Genomic DNA, 14,729 nt, shown 5'->3' with positions numbered 1-14,729 from the left:
CGGCGCTCCTTCGGCTTTTCGGAATCACGATGCCCCCGCCACATTAAGGAGGAGTGAGGCCATTCCGCCAGCCGGGTGACAATTCGTCGCGCCGTGAAACCCAATGAAGCCAGAGGTTTAGCGGCCAGACGCCTTGGCCACATCGTCCAGGTCGCGCTCCAGCGCCTGGGCGGCCATGACGACCGTCGCCACCGAGCGCTTGAAGAACTCCTGCGGCACGGTCGCGAAATCGTCCGTGGGCCTATGATATTCGGGATGGTCCTCGACCCCGAAATAGATCCACGGCACACCCTTCTCGCCGAAGGCGTAGTGGTCGGACTGGTTGGTCCAGTTGTTCTCCTTACCGCCCTCGTCGGTGTCGTGCCCCAGCTTCAGGGTCACCGGCGCGGTCGTGGCCACCTTGACCAGGATCGGCTTCAGATACGGGAACGGAGCAGTCCCGGCGGCGTAGAGCTCGTTCTTCGGGTTCTTGGCCAGCATGTCGAAATTGATGTTCAGGGCGATCGTCGACAGCGGAACCGGCGGGTTGGCCGCGAAGGCCTTGACGCCGCGCAGGCCGCCCTCCTCGGCGTCGACCACCGCCAGGATCACGTCATGCTTGGGCGGCTTGGCCTTGAAGGCCTCAGCCAACGCCAACAGGCCGGCCACGCCCGAGGCGTTGTCGTCAGCGCCGTTGTAGATCTGGCCATCGCGGACGCCCAGGTGGTCGTAGTGAGCCGAGATGACCAGGGCCTTGCCGCCGGCCTCGGTCCCCTTGATGCGGGCCACCAGGTTCGTGCCCGTGACCTTGGTCCCGTCACGCTTGGCGAACTCGAAGGTCTGCTCGAACTTGTCGCCCAGCGGGACGAGGCCGATCTCGGCGAAGCGCGACAGGATGTAGGTCCGCGCCTTCTCCGAGCCCGGCGTGCCAACCAGGCGGCCCTGCATATCGTCGGCCGACAGGATGCGGACGTCGTCCAGGGCCTTGTCGCCCGGGCCCGCTAAAGCCGGCGCGGCGATGGAAACGAGGACGGCGGTCAGCGCCAAAGCGCGGGTAAGACGGATCATTCCGCCTACATGCCGTGCGCCGCGCGGCGAATTCAATTAAATCTCCGACAGATCGCCGTGGCCCGGAATGACAAACGCTGTCAGCGTGCGTCCGTCCTTAAGGAATCGCGGCCAGTTAGACGTTCCAGGAGTCCTTGCCCGTGCCCATGTCCCATGCCGAACTCGAGGCCCGCCTCACCCAGGCGTTCCCCGATTCCGAGATCGTGCTGACCGACCTGGCCGGCGACAATGACCACTGGAAAGCCCGCATCGTCTCGCCCGCCTTCAAGGGCCTGCCGCGCGTGCGCCAGCACCAGCTGGTCAACAAGGCGCTGGCCGACGTGCTGGGCGGGACCCTGCACGCTCTGGCCCTCGAAACCGCCGCCCCGGCGGAATAGGAGCAGACCTTGCGCTATCGCCCGTTCGGCGCGTCTGGCATGGCGATCTCGGCGCTGACCTTGCGCCTGGCCGACAGCGCGCGCCTGCGGGCCAACGACTGGCGGGCCCTGGTCTTCACGGCCTTGGAGAACGGCATCAACAGCTTCCAGGTCGAGGGCGACAGCCCAGAGCTGCTGAAGGGCGCCGGCGAGGCCTTCGCCTCGGTCGAGCGCCACCTGCTGTTCCTGACCTGGCGGGTGCGCGGCGACGCGGCGATGCTGGGCCAGCAGGCCGTCGACAGCCTGCTGGGCTCGGCCTTCGAGGGACTGGGCCTGTCCTACCTGGACCTCGTCCTCATCAACGACCCGCTGGGCCCTGCCCTGCCCCAGGTCTTCGACGCCGGCCTGCGCTTTTTGCACGAGAGCCGTGCGGTGCGGGGCTTAGGCATCGCCAGCCGCGGGGACATCGATCCGCGCCTGATGAAGAGCGGCCTGGTCACGGCCATCTCCTCGCCGTTCAACCTGTCATCCGGCTGGGCCGAGCGCCACCGCATACGCCACGCCGCGCAGCATGACTTCGCGGTCATCGGCGAGGACTTCTGGCCCCAGGCCCTGCGCGAGAGCGGCGGTGTCGCGGCCGCGCCCAAGCCGTCGCTGTGGCGTCGCCGCACCGACCCGCTGGCCGACTTCGGCGGCTACGACTTCCTGCACTCCACGCCCGGCTGGAATGCCGAAGAGATCTGCCTGGGCTATGCCCTGACCGAACCCTCGCTGGCCACCGTGCGCGTCACCGCCGACAGCCGCGCCGAGGTCGAGCGCCTGGCCGGCGTGGTCGAGCGCGACCTGCCCACCGGCGTCTGCGCCCAGATCGAAATGGCCCGCTTCTCGGCCCAGGAACGCGAGAAGGCAGCGGGTCGCACTTGACCAGAAGGCCCATGGCGCCTAGCTGAAAGGCTTACGCTCCAGGACTATTGCCATGACCGACGTCGCCTCCTCCCCCGCCCTCGACTTCATCGCCAAGACCGTGGCCGATCATCCGGTCGTGGTGTTCATGAAGGGCGTGCCGGACCAGCCGCGCTGCGGCTTCTCGTCGGTCGTCGTGCAGATCCTCGACCACCTGGGCGTCGAGTTCGTCGGCGTCGACGTCCTTCAGGACGACGACCTGCGCCAGGGCATCAAGACCTTCACCGACTGGCCGACCATCCCCCAGCTGTACGTGAAGGGTGAGTTCATCGGCGGCAGCGATATCATCCGCGAGATGTTCCAGTCGGGCGAGCTGAAGACCATGCTGGTCGAACAGGGCGTCCTCACGGCGTGAGCCGTCTCTTCGTCCCGCCCACGGACGCCTATTCCCTGACTTTCGAGCCCAAGGCGTCGGACATCGACGCCAACGGCCACGTCAACAACGTGGTCTACCTGGCCTGGGCCCAGGACCTGGCCATCGCCCACTGGGAAGCCTGGGCGACGGAAGAGCAGCGCGCGCCCTGGAGCTGGGTAGCGCGCCGCCACGAGATCGATTATCGCCGCGAACTGCTGCCGAACGCGATCGCCACCGGCTACACCTGGGTCGGCGAGCTGAAGGGCCCCCGCTTCGAGCGCTATGTCCGCATCGACGGCCCGGACGGCGAGATGTGCGCCCAGAGCCGCACCGACTGGGTGCTGATCGACATCGCCGCCAAGCGTCCTGCCCGCGTACTGCCCTGGATGGTCGAGCGATTTACGCCGAAGGGCTAGGGCCGCGACGGCCGGTGGATCTTCACGATCCGCAGACCCCGGCAGCGCGAGCAGCGCCCCAGGCTATATTTGGTCCCGGATCCGCCGATGCGAACGCCGCCGGCCTCGGCCAGCGACTTCTGGTGACCACAGCTGACACATTGGATCTTCCAGCCTGGCGCCGCGGCGTCGGTCATCTCTTGCCCCCAGAGTGCAATTCTGGGTTGGCAATGACAATCAACTCACCCACCGTCAAGCCAAGCTCGTTATAGCCGAACCGCAAGTTCGCCCATCCTTCAGACCCCTTGCACGTCTCCAGCCTCCGTCGGGCGAAGGCGACCACCGCATGGCCAGCCTTACGGTCGACGCGGAACACGAAATCGGCCTTGGCCGTGCAGCCCTTGGACCTCACGCGAACGGTCAGGGCGTCGGCGGCCGTCTCCACGATGGCCACCGGTTCCAGTTCGTCCAGGGTCTCGTCCGGTGCGGCGGGCAGCAGGCGCGGCCGCGTGGTCGCGCAGCCGGACAGCGCGAGGGCCGCTCCGCCGATCACAAAACCTCTGCGCGACTGAACGAAGTTCATCGACCCCTGTACGAACGGCTCAAACTTGACCAAAGATCGCCCACCGCTGGCGAGCTGACCAGCCTTCGGGGAGAGTCTTGTGCGTCTTCGTAGCGTTTTGCTGGCCGCGTCGCTGGCCACCATCCTGACGGCTCCCGCCCACGCGGCTTCGGACTACAAGAAACTCGACGCCGAGATCGACCGGCTGATCGTCGCCGGCAAGATCCCTGGCCTGGCCATGGCCGTGATCGACAACGGCAAGGTCGCCCACGTGGTCGCCAAGGGCGTGCGAAATGAAAAGGGCGATCCGCTGACCACGGATACCATCATGTACGCGGCGTCGATCACGAAAATGACCTTCGCCTATTACGTCCTGATGCTGGTCGACGACGGCACGATCGACCTGGACAAGTCCATCGCCGACTACCTGCCCAAGCCCCTGCCGGCCTATCCGCGCTATGCCGACCTGGGTGTCGATGAGCGCTGGAAGACCATCACGATCCGCCGCCTGCTGACCCACAGCTCGGGCCTGGCCGACCAGCGCTTCTATGATCCGGAGAACAAGTTCCGCTTCAACCTGGAACCCGGGAGCCGCTACGCCTACTCCAACGAAGGCGTCAACCTGGCCCAGTTCGTCATCGAGGAGAGCCTGGGCATCAAGGTCGGCGACGAGATGAACCGCCGCATCTTCCAGCCCCTGGGCATGACCCGCTCCAGCATGATCTGGCGCGACGACTTCAAGGGCAACCTGGCAGACGGCATTCGCGAGGACGGCAAGTGGGAGCCGCATGACGACCGCTCCAGCGTCCGGGCGGCCGGCTCGCTGGACACCACGATCAGCGACATGAGCAAGCTGGCGGCGGCGATGGTCTCAGGCTGGGGTCTCTCAGCCAAGGCGCGCGCCGAACTGGACAAGCCCAGCTTCCCGATCGTCAGCGAAGCCCAGTTCCCGCCGTTCCTGATCAAGGACAATCCCGCCAACGCCAAGATCGGCCTGGCCGCTGGCATCGGCGTGGTCGTCTATGACGGTCCGCAGGGCCGCGCCTTCTTCAAGGGCGGCCACAACGACATCACCGACAACCACGTGGGCTGCGTCGAGAAGGGCAAGCGCTGCGTCGTGCTGTTCAGCAACAGCGGCCTGGGCCAGCGCCTCTATCCGACGCTGGCGAAGGAAGTCCTGGGCGACCTGGGGACGCCGTGGCCGTGGGAGTACAATCGCCAGCTGCCAGTAGCGGCACAGTAAAAGCTGTCATCCCGGCCAAGCGCGAGCGCGCCGAGCCGGGACCGCCGGAAGCTCTGAGCCTGTTGCGGTCCCGGGTCTTCGCCCGGGATGACAGGATTGAACTAGCCCCAAGGACCCGGATTGCTCGGCGGCGCGACCGACGCCATGACCGGGACGGCCGGACGTCGCGTGCCCTGCCCCACGCCCAGCCGCATCAGGGCCTCGACGCGGTTCTGGGTCGACGGGTGGGTCGAGAACAGGTTGTCCGCGCCCTTCCCCGCCAGCGGGTTGATGATGAACATGTGGGCCGTGGCCGGATTGCGCTCGGCGTCGTGATTGACGTAGCCGCCGCGGGCATAGGCCTCGATCTTCTCCAGGGCGCGCGCCAGGGCGGCCGGGTCGCCGCCGATCTGGGCGCCGATGCGGTCGGCCTCATATTCGCGGGCGCGGCTGATAGCCATCTGCACCAGCATGGCGGCGATGGGGGCAAGGATGGCGATGGCGATCGCGCCGATCATCCCGCCGATGCCCCCGCCGTTGCCTTCCTCATCGCGCGAGCCGCCAAAGAAGAACGCGAAATTGGCCAGGGCCGAGATCGCGCCGGCGATGGTCGCCGTCACGGTCATCACCAGGGTGTCACGGTTCTTCACGTGGGCCAGCTCGTGGGCCATCACGCCGCGGATCTCGTCGCGGGTCAGCAGCTGCAACAGGCCCGTGGTCGCCGCGACGGCGGCATGGGCCGGGTCACGGCCGGTGGCGAAGGCGTTGGGCTGGACGTTGTCGATCACCGTCACGCGCGGACGCGGCAGGCCGGCCTTTTGCGCCATCTCCACGACGTCGACCACATAGTTGCGGATCAGCGGCTCGGGGTGGCTCTCGTCGACCTCTTGCGCACCATAGGTCCGCAGCACGATCTTGTCGGCGTTCCAGTACGAGAAGGCGTTCAGGGCCAAGGCGAACAGCAGCGCGATCAACATGCCGGTCGGCCCGCCGATCAGATAGCCCGCGCCCATGAACAGAGCCGTAAGGCCCGCCAGCAGCATGTAGGTCTTGAAGTGATTCATCGCTTTGATCGTCAGTCGAAGATGTCGAAGAGGTCGAAACGCTTCTTCTTGTGATGGCCGTACGAGCCGTGGCGACGGTGGTCATCGTCATCGCGGTCGTAGTGCTTGTGCTTCTGGTCGGCATAGTGGTCGGGGCGCTTGTAGGGCCTGGGCTCGGCATAGGCCGCCTGGGTCTCCTCGCGCTCGATCACCATCAGCTTCTCCAGCTCGCCCCGGTCCAGCCAGACGCCACGGCAGCGCGGGCACATGTCGAACTCGACGCCGGCGCGCTGCACGGCCTGCATGGAGCCGTCGCAGTTGGGGCACATCAGAAGGGGCATGTACGAACCTCCGGTCCAAAAGATGGATCGGGTGTCCTCGTGTCGGAGGCGGCGCCTTTAGGGAGGGGGGCTTAGGCGGCCGGACCCAGTGACATCGAGAACACCCGATGCGGTCCGACATCACGAGCGCTTGCATCGCTCGCCAGAGGGGCCCGGTCCCGCTGAATTAACCTGGGATGGGCCAAAGGGGCTTTCAAGGGGCGGTTGGCCCTTAAGGGCGCAACAAAAAAGGCCCCGGATTGCTCCGGGGCCTTTTCCGTTGGTTCGGATTCGACGCTTACGAAGCGTAGAATTCGACGACCAGGTTCGGTTCCATCTTCACCGGATACGGAACTTCCGACAGTTCCGGAGCGCGGACGAAGGTGGCCGACAGGCTCTTGGCGTCGACCGAGACGTACTCGGCGAAGTCACGCTCGTTCGAGGCGACGGCTTCGAGGACCAGAGCCATGTTGCGCGACTTTTCGCGGACCTGGATCACGTCGCCGGCCTTGCAGCGGTACGACGGGATGTTCACGCGCTTGCCGTTCACGGTCACGTGGCCGTGGTTCACGAACTGGCGGGCGGCGAACACGGTCGGCACGAACTTGGCGCGATAGACGATGGCGTCCAGGCGCGACTCGAGCAGAGCGATCAGGTTCTCCGAGGTGTTGCCCTTGCGGCGAGCAGCTTCCTCGTAGGTGCGCGAGAATTGCTTCTCGGTCAGGTTACCGTAGTAGCCCTTCAGCTTTTGCTTGGCGCGCAGCTGCAGACCGAAGTCCGAAACCTTGCTCTTGCGGCGCTGGCCGTGCTGGCCGGGACCGTACGAGCGCTGGTTGACCGGGGACTTCGGACGGCCCCACAGGTTTTCACCCATGCGGCGGTCGATCTTGTACTTGGCGCTATGGCGCTTCGACATAGTCAGTCTTTCAAAACGATCCGGGCCGGCTCCTCGAAAGAGGTGCGATCGCAACGGCGGCTTCGGGTCAATCCGTCATAAGGCTCCGCGCCGCGCGGCGAGCCGGCGGCGTGAAGGGGTGGCTTATGAGGGAACGGGCCTAGGGAGTCAACGTGCGCGGCGGGTTCGCCAGCGCCCGCGACTTGGCCTAAACCTCTCCCATGACCCTGGAGCAGCTCCGCATCTTCGTCGCCGTGGCCGAGCGCCAGCACGTGACCCAGGCGGCGCGCGAGCTGAACCTGACCCAGTCGGCGGTGTCCAGCGCGGTGGCGGCGCTGGAAGCTCGTCATGGGGTGAGCCTGTTCGACCGGGTCGGCCGCAACGTAGTGCTCAATCCGGCCGGTGCGGTGTTCCTGGCCGAGGCCAAGGCGGTGCTGGCGCGAGTTGAAGCGGCCGAGACGGCCCTGACCAATCTCGGCGACCTCTCGCGCGGCCGGCTGTCGATCCGGGCCAGCCAGACCATCGCCAGCTACTGGCTGCCCAGGCGGCTGGCCGCCTTCCGCCGCGCCTGGCCGGGGATCGCGTTGGACATCACCATCGGCAACACCCGCCAGGTGGCCGACGCCGTCGCCGAGGGCCTGGCCGAGCTGGGCTTCGTCGAGGGCGAGGTCGACCATCCGGTGCTGGAGGTCGACGTAATCGACCACGACCAACCGGCGGTACTGGTCGCGCCGGACCATCCGTGGGCGAAGGCGCGGCCCAGCCTCGCCGACCTGGCCGACACGCCTTGGGTGGTGCGCGAGCCGGGCTCGGGCACGCGGGCGGTGTTCGACGACCTTCTGGCGCGAGCGGGTGTGGAGCTGTCGCGCGTGACCCTGGCCATCACCCTGCCCGACAACGAGCCGACGCGCGGAGCTATCGAGGCCGGCATGGGCGCGGGCGTGCTGTCGCGCAGCGTGGCGGCCGCCAGCCTGGCCTCCGGCGCCCTGGTCGAGGTGCCCTTTGATCTGCCGCCGCGCGCCTACTGGGTATTGCGCCACAACGACCGCTACCGCGCCAAGGCTGGCGAGGCGTTCCTGGCGCTAGTCAGATCGTTCGATAATATCGAACATTAAAAGCAAAAGAACGCGTTGGATCGATTGATTGGAAAGGCGCATGCCAGCGCCATGACCACCGCCGCCCTGCCCTTCGCCCATCTGGACCACCCGACCGAGGTCGTCCGCCAGTTCACGCCCAACTGGTTCGCCGCCAGCATGGGCACCGGCGTGCTCGCCCTGGTCCTGGCCCAGATCGCGCCGCTGAAGCCGATCGGCCAGGCGCTGTGGCTGTTCAACATCGGCCTGTTTGGCCTGTTCGCGGGCCTCTACGCCGCGCGCTGGATGCTGTTCCCGCAGCAGGCCCGGCGAATCCTGGACCATCCGGTGATGTCGATGTTCCTGGGCTGTATCCCGATGGCCCTGGCCACCATCGTCAACGGCTTCCTGGTGTTCGGCCCGGCCCTGCTGGGCGCGAAGGCGGTCGAGATCGCCACCGTCCTGTGGCGGGCCGACGTGGCCCTGTCGATCGGTACGGGCCTGCTGGTTCCCTTCCTCATGTTCACCCGCCACGACCACGGCATGGAGCGGATGACCGCCGTCTGGCTGCTGCCGATCGTGCCGGCCGAGGTCGCGGCGGCCAGCGGCGGCCTCTTGATCCCGCACCTGGTCGATCCGGCCCTGAATCTGGACGTGCTGGTGGCCAGCTACGCCCTGTGGGCCACGTCCGTGCCGCTGGCCCTGGGCCTGCTGGCGATCCTGGTGCTGCGGATGGTGCTGCATAAGCTGCCCGAGGCCGGCATGGCCGCCACCAGCTGGCTGGCCCTCGGCCCGCTGGGCAGCGGCGCCCTGGCCCTGCTGTTGCTGGGCGAAGCCGCGCCGAGCGTGCTGGCCGATGTCGGCCTGTCCGCCTACGCCGTCGCCTTCAAGGGCGCCAGCCTGCTGATCGCGCTGCTGCTGTGGGGCTATGGCCTGTGGTGGCTGGCCACGGCCGCCATGGCCACCGTACGGCAGGTTCGGCGCGGCCTGCCATTCAATCTGGGCTGGTGGGGCTACACCTTCCCGCTGGGCGTCTTCACCCTGGCGACCCTGCGGCTGGCGGCCATCCTGCCGATCCCGGCCCTGACGACGCTAGGCTGCGCCCTGGTCGCCGTGCTGGCCGCCGCCTGGCTGGTAGTCGCCACCCGCACCGTGCGCGGCGCCTGGAGCGGGGTCCTGTTCCACGCGCCTTGCTTGGTTGAAGCTAAAGCCTAGCCCCGTGCCAGGCGACGTGGTCGCCGATGAAGGTCGTGATGAAGAAGTAGCTGTGGTCGTAACCGTCCTGACGGCGGACCGTGACCTTACGGCCGGCCTTCTCGGCGGCGGCTTCGATCAGCTGCGGCTTGAGCTGGTTTTCCAGGAAGCTGTCGGCCAGGCCCTGGTCGATCAGGATCTCGTCGAAGCTCGCGCCCGCTCCGTCCTCGATCAGCGCGCAGGCGTCGTGGGCCCGCCAGGCGGCGCGGTCCTCCCCCAGATAGGCCGTCAGCGTCTTGTCGCCCCACGGGCAGTTCAGCGGCGAGACGATCGGCGAGAAGGCGCTGACCGACTTGAAGAGGTCGGGATTGCGCAGCGCCAGGGTCAGCGCCCCGTGCCCCCCCATCGAGTGGCCGAAGATCCCCCGCCGCGCTGGGTCCAGCGGGAAGGCGCCGTCGACGGCCTCCAGCAGGTCCTTGGTCACGTACGAGTACATCCGGAAATGCGGCGCCCACGGGGCCTGGGTGGCATCGACATAGAAGCCCGCGCCCTGCCCCAGGTCATAGGCCGGATCGTCCGCCACGCCCTCGCCGCGCGGGCTGGTGTCCGGCGCGACGATCGCGATCCCGTGCTGGGCCGCATAGGCATAGATACCCGACTTCACCGTGAAATTGTCCTCGGTGCAGGTCAGACCCGACAGCCAGACGAGGTACGGGAACGGCCCTTCGCCATCCGGCGTCCACACCGTGAACTTCATCGGCGTGCCGGTGCTGGCGCTGTCATGCTTGCAATAGCGCAGCGTGCCGCCGTGGACGCGATGCGTGGCCGTGGTTTCGACGGCCACTAGAACGTCACCACGGTCCGGATGCTCTCGCCGGCGTGCATCAGGTCGAAGGCTTTGTTGATGTCTTCCAGCGGCAGGACGTGGGTGATCATCGGGTCGATCTGGATTTTCCCGTCCATGTACCAGTCGACGATCTTGGGCGTGTCGGTGCGGCCGCGCGCGCCGCCAAAGGCCGTGCCCTTCCAGACGCGGCCAGTGACCAGCTGGAACGGGCGGGTGGAGATCTCCTTCCCCGCCTCGGCCACGCCGATGATGATGCTCTCGCCCCAGCCGCGATGGCAGGCTTCCAGCGCCGTGCGCATGACGCCGGTGTTGCCGGTGGCGTCGAAGGTGTAGTCCGCGCCGCCATCGGTCAGGGCCACCAGGTGCGCGACCAGATCGCCCTGCACGTCGTTCGGATTGACGAAGTGGGTCATGCCGAACTTGCGGCCCCATTCTTCACGGGCCGGGTTGAGATCGACGCCAACGATCATGTTGGCGCCCACCAGCTTCAGGCCCTGGATGACGTTCAGGCCGATGCCGCCCAGGCCGAAGACGATGGCGTTGGCGCCCGGCTCGACCTTGGCGGTGTTGGTGACGGCGCCCACGCCCGTGGTCACGCCGCAGCCGCAGTAGCAGGCGGTCTTGAACGGCGCGTCCTTGCGGATCTTAGCCACCGCGATCTCGGGCAGCACCGTATAGTTCGAGAAGGTCGAGCAGCCCATGTAGTGGGCGATCGCCTGGCCCTTGTACGAGAAGCGGCTGGTGCCGTCTGGCATCAGGCCCTTGCCCTGGGTGGCGCGGATGGCCGTGCACAGGTTGGTCTTGCCGCTGAGGCAGCTTTTGCACTGGCGGCATTCGGGCGTGTAGAGCGGGATCACGTGGTCGCCGACAGCCACAGAGGTGACGCCCGCGCCGACCTCGACCACCACGCCCGCGCCTTCGTGGCCCAGGATCGAGGGGAAGATGCCTTCGCTGTCCAGTCCGTCCAGCGTGTAGGCGTCGGTGTGGCAGACGCCGGTGGCCTTGATCTCGACCATCACCTCGCCAGCCTTGGGCCCTTCCAGGTCGACCTCGACGATTTCCAGCGGCTTCTTGGCTTCGAAAGCGACGGCGGCGCGGGTCTTCATAGCGAGTCTCCTGGAGAGCGAACGGGCGCAATCTGCCGTCGAAGCGACGCCGGGTCGAGACTTGATAGCCACCCATTTTTTGCCCGTCGTCGTGACCCGCGTTCAGCGAACAACTAGGGTCCGGCCCAGTTTCGTCGGAGCCCGCCCATGACCAAGACCCTGAACGTCGCCCTGCTGGGCTATGGCATGGCGGGCAAGGTCTTCCACGCCCCGCTGATCGCGGCGACGCCGGGCCTGGCGCTGAGGACCGTGGTCACGTCGCGCACCGATCAGGTCGCCGTCGACCATCCGGGCGCGGGCGTCGTCGCCGATGTCGGCACGGCGCTGGCCGATCCCGAGATCGACCTCGTCGTCGTCGCCACGCCCGACGCCTTCCATGCAGAACATGCCCGCCAGGCCCTGGCGGCCGGCAAGGCGGTGCTGATCGACAAGCCGTTCGCCACGACCCTGACCGACGCCCAAGCCCTGGCCGAGCAGGCCGCCCATACCGGCAAGCTGCTCAGCGTGTTCCACAACCGCCGCTGGGACAGCGACTTTCTCACGATCAAGCAGCTGATCGCCGACGGCGCGCTGGGCGAGGTCACGCACTTCGAGTCCCGCTACGACCGCTTCCGCCCCATGGTCGTCGACCAGTGGAAGGAGAAGGCCGGCGCCGGCACCTGGTACGGCCTGGGCCCGCACCTGGTCGACCAGGCCCTGCAGCTGTTCGGCATGCCGCTGGGCGTCTATGCCGACTTCGCGGTGCAGAAGGACGGCGGCGAGGCGGTCGACTACTGCCACGTGGTGCTGCGCTATGCGCGTCTGCGGGTCGTGCTGCACGCCTGCCAGCTGGCCCCGGCCAATGACCTGCGCTTCATCGTGCACGGCACGGGCGGCAGCTTCATCAAGCACGGCCTGGACCCGCAGGAGGCCGCTTTGGCTGGCGGCGCGAAACCGGGCGGCGAAGGCTGGGGCCTCGATCCGCGCCCCGGCGCTCTGCTGCGCGTCGAGGGCGACGGCGGCTATGAGAGCCTGCCCGGCGACTACCTGGCCTTCTACGCCGCCCTGCGCGACGCCCTGAACGGCGCGGGTCCCAACCCGTCCGACCCGGCCGACGCCCTGGCGACCATGACCGTCATGGACCTGGCCATGCGCAGCGCCCAGGAACGCCGCGAGCTGACGCCCTAGGTCTTCACCACCGCCGGAAAACGGAAAGCGCCGCCCAGCAGCTCGGCCTTGGGCAGATAGGCGCGCAGATAGAGGGCGAACGGGCCGGCCTTCGGCGCGGGCAACCAGTTGGCGCTGCGGTCGCCGCCAGGGTCGGTGCGGCCGATCCACAGGTCCAGCGAGCCGTCGGCATTGCGCTTCAGGCCCGGCGTGCGGTCGCCGATCGTGTAGCGCTTGATCGGGTTGTCGGTGAAGAAGAACTGGCCGTCGGGCATGGCCTCGTACATCGACAGCGACCAGAAGCCGTCCAGCGGGATCTGGGCCGGCAGGCTCAGGCGGTAGAGGCCATCGCCCGTGAAGTTGCCCGCCCCATCGTCGCCAGCGGCCTTCATGTACATGGCCTCGGCCACGGGCAGCGCGCCCAGGCCCTGCAAGGCGACGATGCCGCGATAGAGATAGTCCTGACCGTAGTCGCCCAGGTTCGGGCGCGGATACGACCAGCCGCCGACGAAGGCCTGCCGCCCCTTGGCGAAGACGGTGATCATCCGCGCCTGCTCGACCCCAGCCGTCGCGGCGGCCTCGTCATAGGGTCCCGCGCTCAGGAAGGCGGCGGTGCGGGCCAGGATCTTCAGATCGGTCGGCGGCGCCGGATCGCTGGCCAGCAGACTGCGGGCCGTCGCGAAATAGTCGGCCGGCTTGGCGTCGCGGTTGGCATAGGCGGCGACCGGACCGCCGGCAGGTCCCTTCACGACGAAGCCATCCTGGGCCTTGTGGGCGGCGTCGAGGTCGGCCTCGCCATTGACCAGGGTGCGGACCAGCAGCCAGGCGTGCGGTGTGGCGATGCGCGTCGGGTTCGGCCCACTGGAGGCCTGCCCCGGTCCGACCAGGGTGAAGGTTCCGCCCTTGCCGCCGATCGTGCGCGTGCCCAGCACCACGTTATTGTTGGTGAACATGTCCATGACCGCTGCCGAGTAGTAGCGCTCGCCCAGGGCTGGGATGGTCAGGGTCACCGGCCCCTTGGTCAGGTCCAGGAAGGCGGACGAATACAGCGTGTCATTATTGGGCGTCGTCACCCAGCGGGCGTTGTGGTCCGACAGGGTGCGGGTGTGGGACAGCCGGTTGATCGCCGCGCCAGGCGCCTTCAACAAGCGCGCCCGCGTCGTGGCCATCTCGATCAACGGCAGGGCATAGAGCCAGGCGTCCCGCGCGGCCGTCGGATCACCCTGCGCTCGCGCCAGAGACGGGACCAGACCCAAGGCGCTGGCCATGGCCAGCCATTCCCGACGGTTCATCCCGACCTCCCCAACATTTGTTTGAGAGGAGTTGAGCGCTAGAAACGCCTCAGTTCAAGAGGCCGCGCCGCTTAAGCCTCGCCGCCCTCGGCGGCCTTCTTGGCGGCCAGCTTGGCCAGCACCCGGCCCCGCCCCTTGCTGAGCGCGGTGATCACGCCTCGGAAGGTGCGGACTTCCTGGTCGGTCAGGCGGGCGCGGGCCAGGGGGACGCGCAGGTTGCGGACCATCGACGGCTTCTTCTCCGGCGGATGGTAGAAGCCGGCCTTGTCCAGCTCGCCCTCGAGGTGCTCGTACAAGCCCACCATGGCGGCCTGGTCGGCGGGCTCCTCGACATTGTGCTCGAACTTTTTCCAGGGCCGGTCGTCCTGGGTCATCTTCCATTCGTAGGCGTTGATCGACACCGCCTGGGCCAGGTTCAGCGAGCGGAAGCGCTCGTCGATCGGGATCGAGACGATGGCCTGGCACAGGGCGATGTCGTGGGTCTCGAGCCCCGCGCGCTCGCCGCCAAACAGCAGGCCGACCTTGCGACCGTGGGCGACTTCCTCGGCCAGGTGGCTGGCGCTTTCGCGCGGCGTGTAGACCGGCAAGCGCGTCTCGCGCGGGCGGGCCGTGGTGGCGTAGACCAGCTTCAGGTCGGCGATCGCCTCTTCCAGCGTGTCGAACACCTTGGCGTCGTCCAGCGGCCAGTGGGCGCCCGAGGCGCTGGCCCAGGCCCGCTCCTGCGGCCAGCCGTCGCGCGGTCGCACCAGGCGCAGCTCGTACAGCCCGAAATTGGCCATCACCCGCGCCACCGAGCCGATGTTCTCGGCCAGCTGGGGCTCGTTCAGGATGACGCAGGGGGGGACGGGCTTGAAGTCTTCGGTCATCCGCACCCTTTCCGCCGACTACGCCCCGTATGCAAGAGGTTGGCAGC

Annotated in this window: 18 protein-coding genes; 8 read left to right on the top strand and 10 right to left on the bottom strand. The window is 67.7% G+C overall.

Translation table 11 applies throughout. The annotated features are described in order from the left end of the window. Positions 1-117: 117 nt before the first annotated feature. The gene (locus J7528_RS18345) at positions 118-1,047 is read right to left on the bottom strand and encodes a M20/M25/M40 family metallo-hydrolase (RefSeq protein ID WP_291877306.1); all 930 of its coding nucleotides are present in this window, start codon (positions 1,045-1,047) and stop codon (positions 118-120) included. Between the two features lie 140 nt (positions 1,048-1,187). Between J7528_RS18345 and J7528_RS18340 the strand changes: the two genes are divergently transcribed. The 4 genes from J7528_RS18340 to J7528_RS18325 are packed head-to-tail and all read left to right on the top strand — an operon-like array spanning position 1,188 to position 3,137. Then, a complete protein-coding gene (locus J7528_RS18340) occupies positions 1,188-1,424 on the top strand; it encodes a BolA family transcriptional regulator (protein ID WP_291877303.1) in 237 nt (78 codons plus the stop codon). A 9-nt stretch (positions 1,425-1,433) separates the two neighbouring features. Further along, complete coding sequence (locus J7528_RS18335; RefSeq protein WP_291877300.1) at positions 1,434-2,327, top strand: hypothetical protein; 894 nt, start codon at positions 1,434-1,436, stop codon at positions 2,325-2,327. 52 nt (positions 2,328-2,379) lie between these two features. Further along, positions 2,380-2,721, top strand: coding sequence for a Grx4 family monothiol glutaredoxin (gene grxD / locus J7528_RS18330; RefSeq protein ID WP_291877298.1), 342 nt, complete (start codon positions 2,380-2,382; stop codon positions 2,719-2,721). Further along, positions 2,718-3,137: a thioesterase family protein gene (locus J7528_RS18325; protein ID WP_291877296.1), complete on the top strand. Its 420-nt coding sequence runs from the start codon at positions 2,718-2,720 to the stop codon at positions 3,135-3,137. Before grxD ends, J7528_RS18325 begins: the two co-directional genes overlap by 4 nt. Here J7528_RS18325 and J7528_RS18320 read toward each other — a convergent pair. Both J7528_RS18320 and J7528_RS18315 read right to left on the bottom strand, forming a co-directional pair. Then, positions 3,134-3,313: a hypothetical protein gene (locus J7528_RS18320; protein WP_291877295.1), complete on the bottom strand. Its 180-nt coding sequence runs from the start codon at positions 3,311-3,313 to the stop codon at positions 3,134-3,136. The genes J7528_RS18325 and J7528_RS18320 overlap by 4 nt on opposite strands. Then, positions 3,310-3,699 carry a hypothetical protein gene (locus J7528_RS18315; protein ID WP_291877291.1) on the bottom strand — a complete coding sequence of 130 codons (390 nt, stop codon included), beginning with the start codon at positions 3,697-3,699 and terminating at the stop codon, positions 3,310-3,312. Before J7528_RS18315 ends, J7528_RS18320 begins: the two co-directional genes overlap by 4 nt. 79 nt (positions 3,700-3,778) lie before the next feature. On the opposite strand from J7528_RS18315, the gene J7528_RS18310 reads away from it, so the two are divergent. Then, positions 3,779-4,921: a serine hydrolase domain-containing protein gene (locus J7528_RS18310; protein ID WP_291877289.1), complete on the top strand. Its 1,143-nt coding sequence runs from the start codon at positions 3,779-3,781 to the stop codon at positions 4,919-4,921. A 101-nt stretch (positions 4,922-5,022) separates the two neighbouring features. Here J7528_RS18310 and htpX read toward each other — a convergent pair whose 3' ends face one another. The 3 genes from htpX to rpsD all read right to left on the bottom strand — a co-directional run bounded on the left by htpX (position 5,023) and on the right by rpsD (position 7,179). After that, positions 5,023-5,964, bottom strand: coding sequence for a zinc metalloprotease HtpX (htpX, locus tag J7528_RS18305; RefSeq protein ID WP_291877286.1), 942 nt, complete (start codon positions 5,962-5,964; stop codon positions 5,023-5,025). Positions 5,965-5,975: 11 nt separating this feature from the next. Further along, a complete protein-coding gene (locus J7528_RS18300; RefSeq protein ID WP_291877284.1) occupies positions 5,976-6,284 on the bottom strand; it encodes a zf-TFIIB domain-containing protein in 309 nt (102 codons plus the stop codon). Positions 6,285-6,561: 277 nt separating this feature from the next. After that, positions 6,562-7,179 carry a 30S ribosomal protein S4 gene (gene rpsD, locus J7528_RS18295; RefSeq protein ID WP_291877282.1) on the bottom strand — a complete coding sequence of 206 codons (618 nt, stop codon included), beginning with the start codon at positions 7,177-7,179 and terminating at the stop codon, positions 6,562-6,564. A 200-nt stretch (positions 7,180-7,379) separates the two neighbouring features. Here rpsD and J7528_RS18290 point away from each other — a divergent pair, with 200 nt between their 5' ends. After that, positions 7,380-8,273 (top strand): LysR family transcriptional regulator, encoded by an 894-nt coding sequence (locus J7528_RS18290; RefSeq protein WP_291877280.1) that lies wholly within the window; start codon positions 7,380-7,382, stop codon positions 8,271-8,273. Between the two features lie 51 nt (positions 8,274-8,324). After that, positions 8,325-9,446, top strand: coding sequence for a TDT family transporter (locus J7528_RS18285; RefSeq protein WP_291877278.1), 1,122 nt, complete (start codon positions 8,325-8,327; stop codon positions 9,444-9,446). Here J7528_RS18285 and fghA read toward each other — a convergent pair. Further along, positions 9,436-10,269: an S-formylglutathione hydrolase gene (fghA, locus tag J7528_RS18280; RefSeq protein WP_291877276.1), complete on the bottom strand. Its 834-nt coding sequence runs from the start codon at positions 10,267-10,269 to the stop codon at positions 9,436-9,438. The genes J7528_RS18285 and fghA overlap by 11 nt on opposite strands. Continuing rightward, entirely contained in the window at positions 10,269-11,378 is a 1,110-nt protein-coding gene (locus J7528_RS18275) for an S-(hydroxymethyl)glutathione dehydrogenase/class III alcohol dehydrogenase (RefSeq protein ID WP_291877274.1), read from the bottom strand. Before J7528_RS18275 ends, fghA begins: the two co-directional genes overlap by 1 nt. Before the next feature lie 147 nt (positions 11,379-11,525). Between J7528_RS18275 and J7528_RS18270 the strand changes: the two genes are divergently transcribed. Next, positions 11,526-12,545 carry an oxidoreductase gene (locus tag J7528_RS18270; RefSeq protein WP_291877271.1) on the top strand — a complete coding sequence of 340 codons (1,020 nt, stop codon included), beginning with the start codon at positions 11,526-11,528 and terminating at the stop codon, positions 12,543-12,545. On the opposite strand, the gene J7528_RS18265 is transcribed toward J7528_RS18270, so the two are convergent. Together J7528_RS18265 and J7528_RS18260 are read right to left on the bottom strand one after the other, a co-directional pair. After that, positions 12,542-13,816, bottom strand: coding sequence for a DUF1254 domain-containing protein (locus tag J7528_RS18265; RefSeq protein WP_291877269.1), 1,275 nt, complete (start codon positions 13,814-13,816; stop codon positions 12,542-12,544). The two genes, J7528_RS18270 and J7528_RS18265, sit on opposite strands and share 4 nt — an antisense overlap. A gap of 71 nt (positions 13,817-13,887) precedes the next feature. Next, positions 13,888-14,682, bottom strand: coding sequence for an RNA methyltransferase (locus tag J7528_RS18260; RefSeq protein ID WP_291877268.1), 795 nt, complete (start codon positions 14,680-14,682; stop codon positions 13,888-13,890). Positions 14,683-14,729 lie beyond the last annotated feature (47 nt).

This window comes from Caulobacter sp., assembly GCF_017744445.1.
Classification (GTDB): Bacteria; Pseudomonadota; Alphaproteobacteria; order Caulobacterales; family Caulobacteraceae; genus Caulobacter.
The sequence above is the reverse complement of the archived record's forward strand: the minus strand, read 5'-3'. Positions and strand labels throughout refer to the sequence as shown.

Coding starts and splice junctions, on each gene's coding strand:
- J7528_RS18285 (WP_291877278.1), top strand. CDS start 8,325: ATGACCACCGCCGCCCTGCCCTTCGCCCATCTGGACCACCCGACCGAG.
- J7528_RS18275 (WP_291877274.1), bottom strand. CDS start 11,378: ATGAAGACCCGCGCCGCCGTCGCTTTCGAAGCCAAGAAGCCGCTGGAA.
- J7528_RS18290 (WP_291877280.1), top strand. CDS start 7,380: ATGACCCTGGAGCAGCTCCGCATCTTCGTCGCCGTGGCCGAGCGCCAG.
- grxD (WP_291877298.1), top strand. CDS start 2,380: ATGACCGACGTCGCCTCCTCCCCCGCCCTCGACTTCATCGCCAAGACC.
- J7528_RS18260 (WP_291877268.1), bottom strand. CDS start 14,682: ATGACCGAAGACTTCAAGCCCGTCCCCCCCTGCGTCATCCTGAACGAG.
- J7528_RS18270 (WP_291877271.1), top strand. CDS start 11,526: ATGACCAAGACCCTGAACGTCGCCCTGCTGGGCTATGGCATGGCGGGC.
- J7528_RS18265 (WP_291877269.1), bottom strand. CDS start 13,816: ATGAACCGTCGGGAATGGCTGGCCATGGCCAGCGCCTTGGGTCTGGTC.
- J7528_RS18300 (WP_291877284.1), bottom strand. CDS start 6,284: ATGCCCCTTCTGATGTGCCCCAACTGCGACGGCTCCATGCAGGCCGTG.
- J7528_RS18315 (WP_291877291.1), bottom strand. CDS start 3,699: ATGAACTTCGTTCAGTCGCGCAGAGGTTTTGTGATCGGCGGAGCGGCC.
- J7528_RS18345 (WP_291877306.1), bottom strand. CDS start 1,047: ATGATCCGTCTTACCCGCGCTTTGGCGCTGACCGCCGTCCTCGTTTCC.
- htpX (WP_291877286.1), bottom strand. CDS start 5,964: ATGAATCACTTCAAGACCTACATGCTGCTGGCGGGCCTTACGGCTCTG.
- rpsD (WP_291877282.1), bottom strand. CDS start 7,179: ATGTCGAAGCGCCATAGCGCCAAGTACAAGATCGACCGCCGCATGGGT.
- J7528_RS18320 (WP_291877295.1), bottom strand. CDS start 3,313: ATGACCGACGCCGCGGCGCCAGGCTGGAAGATCCAATGTGTCAGCTGT.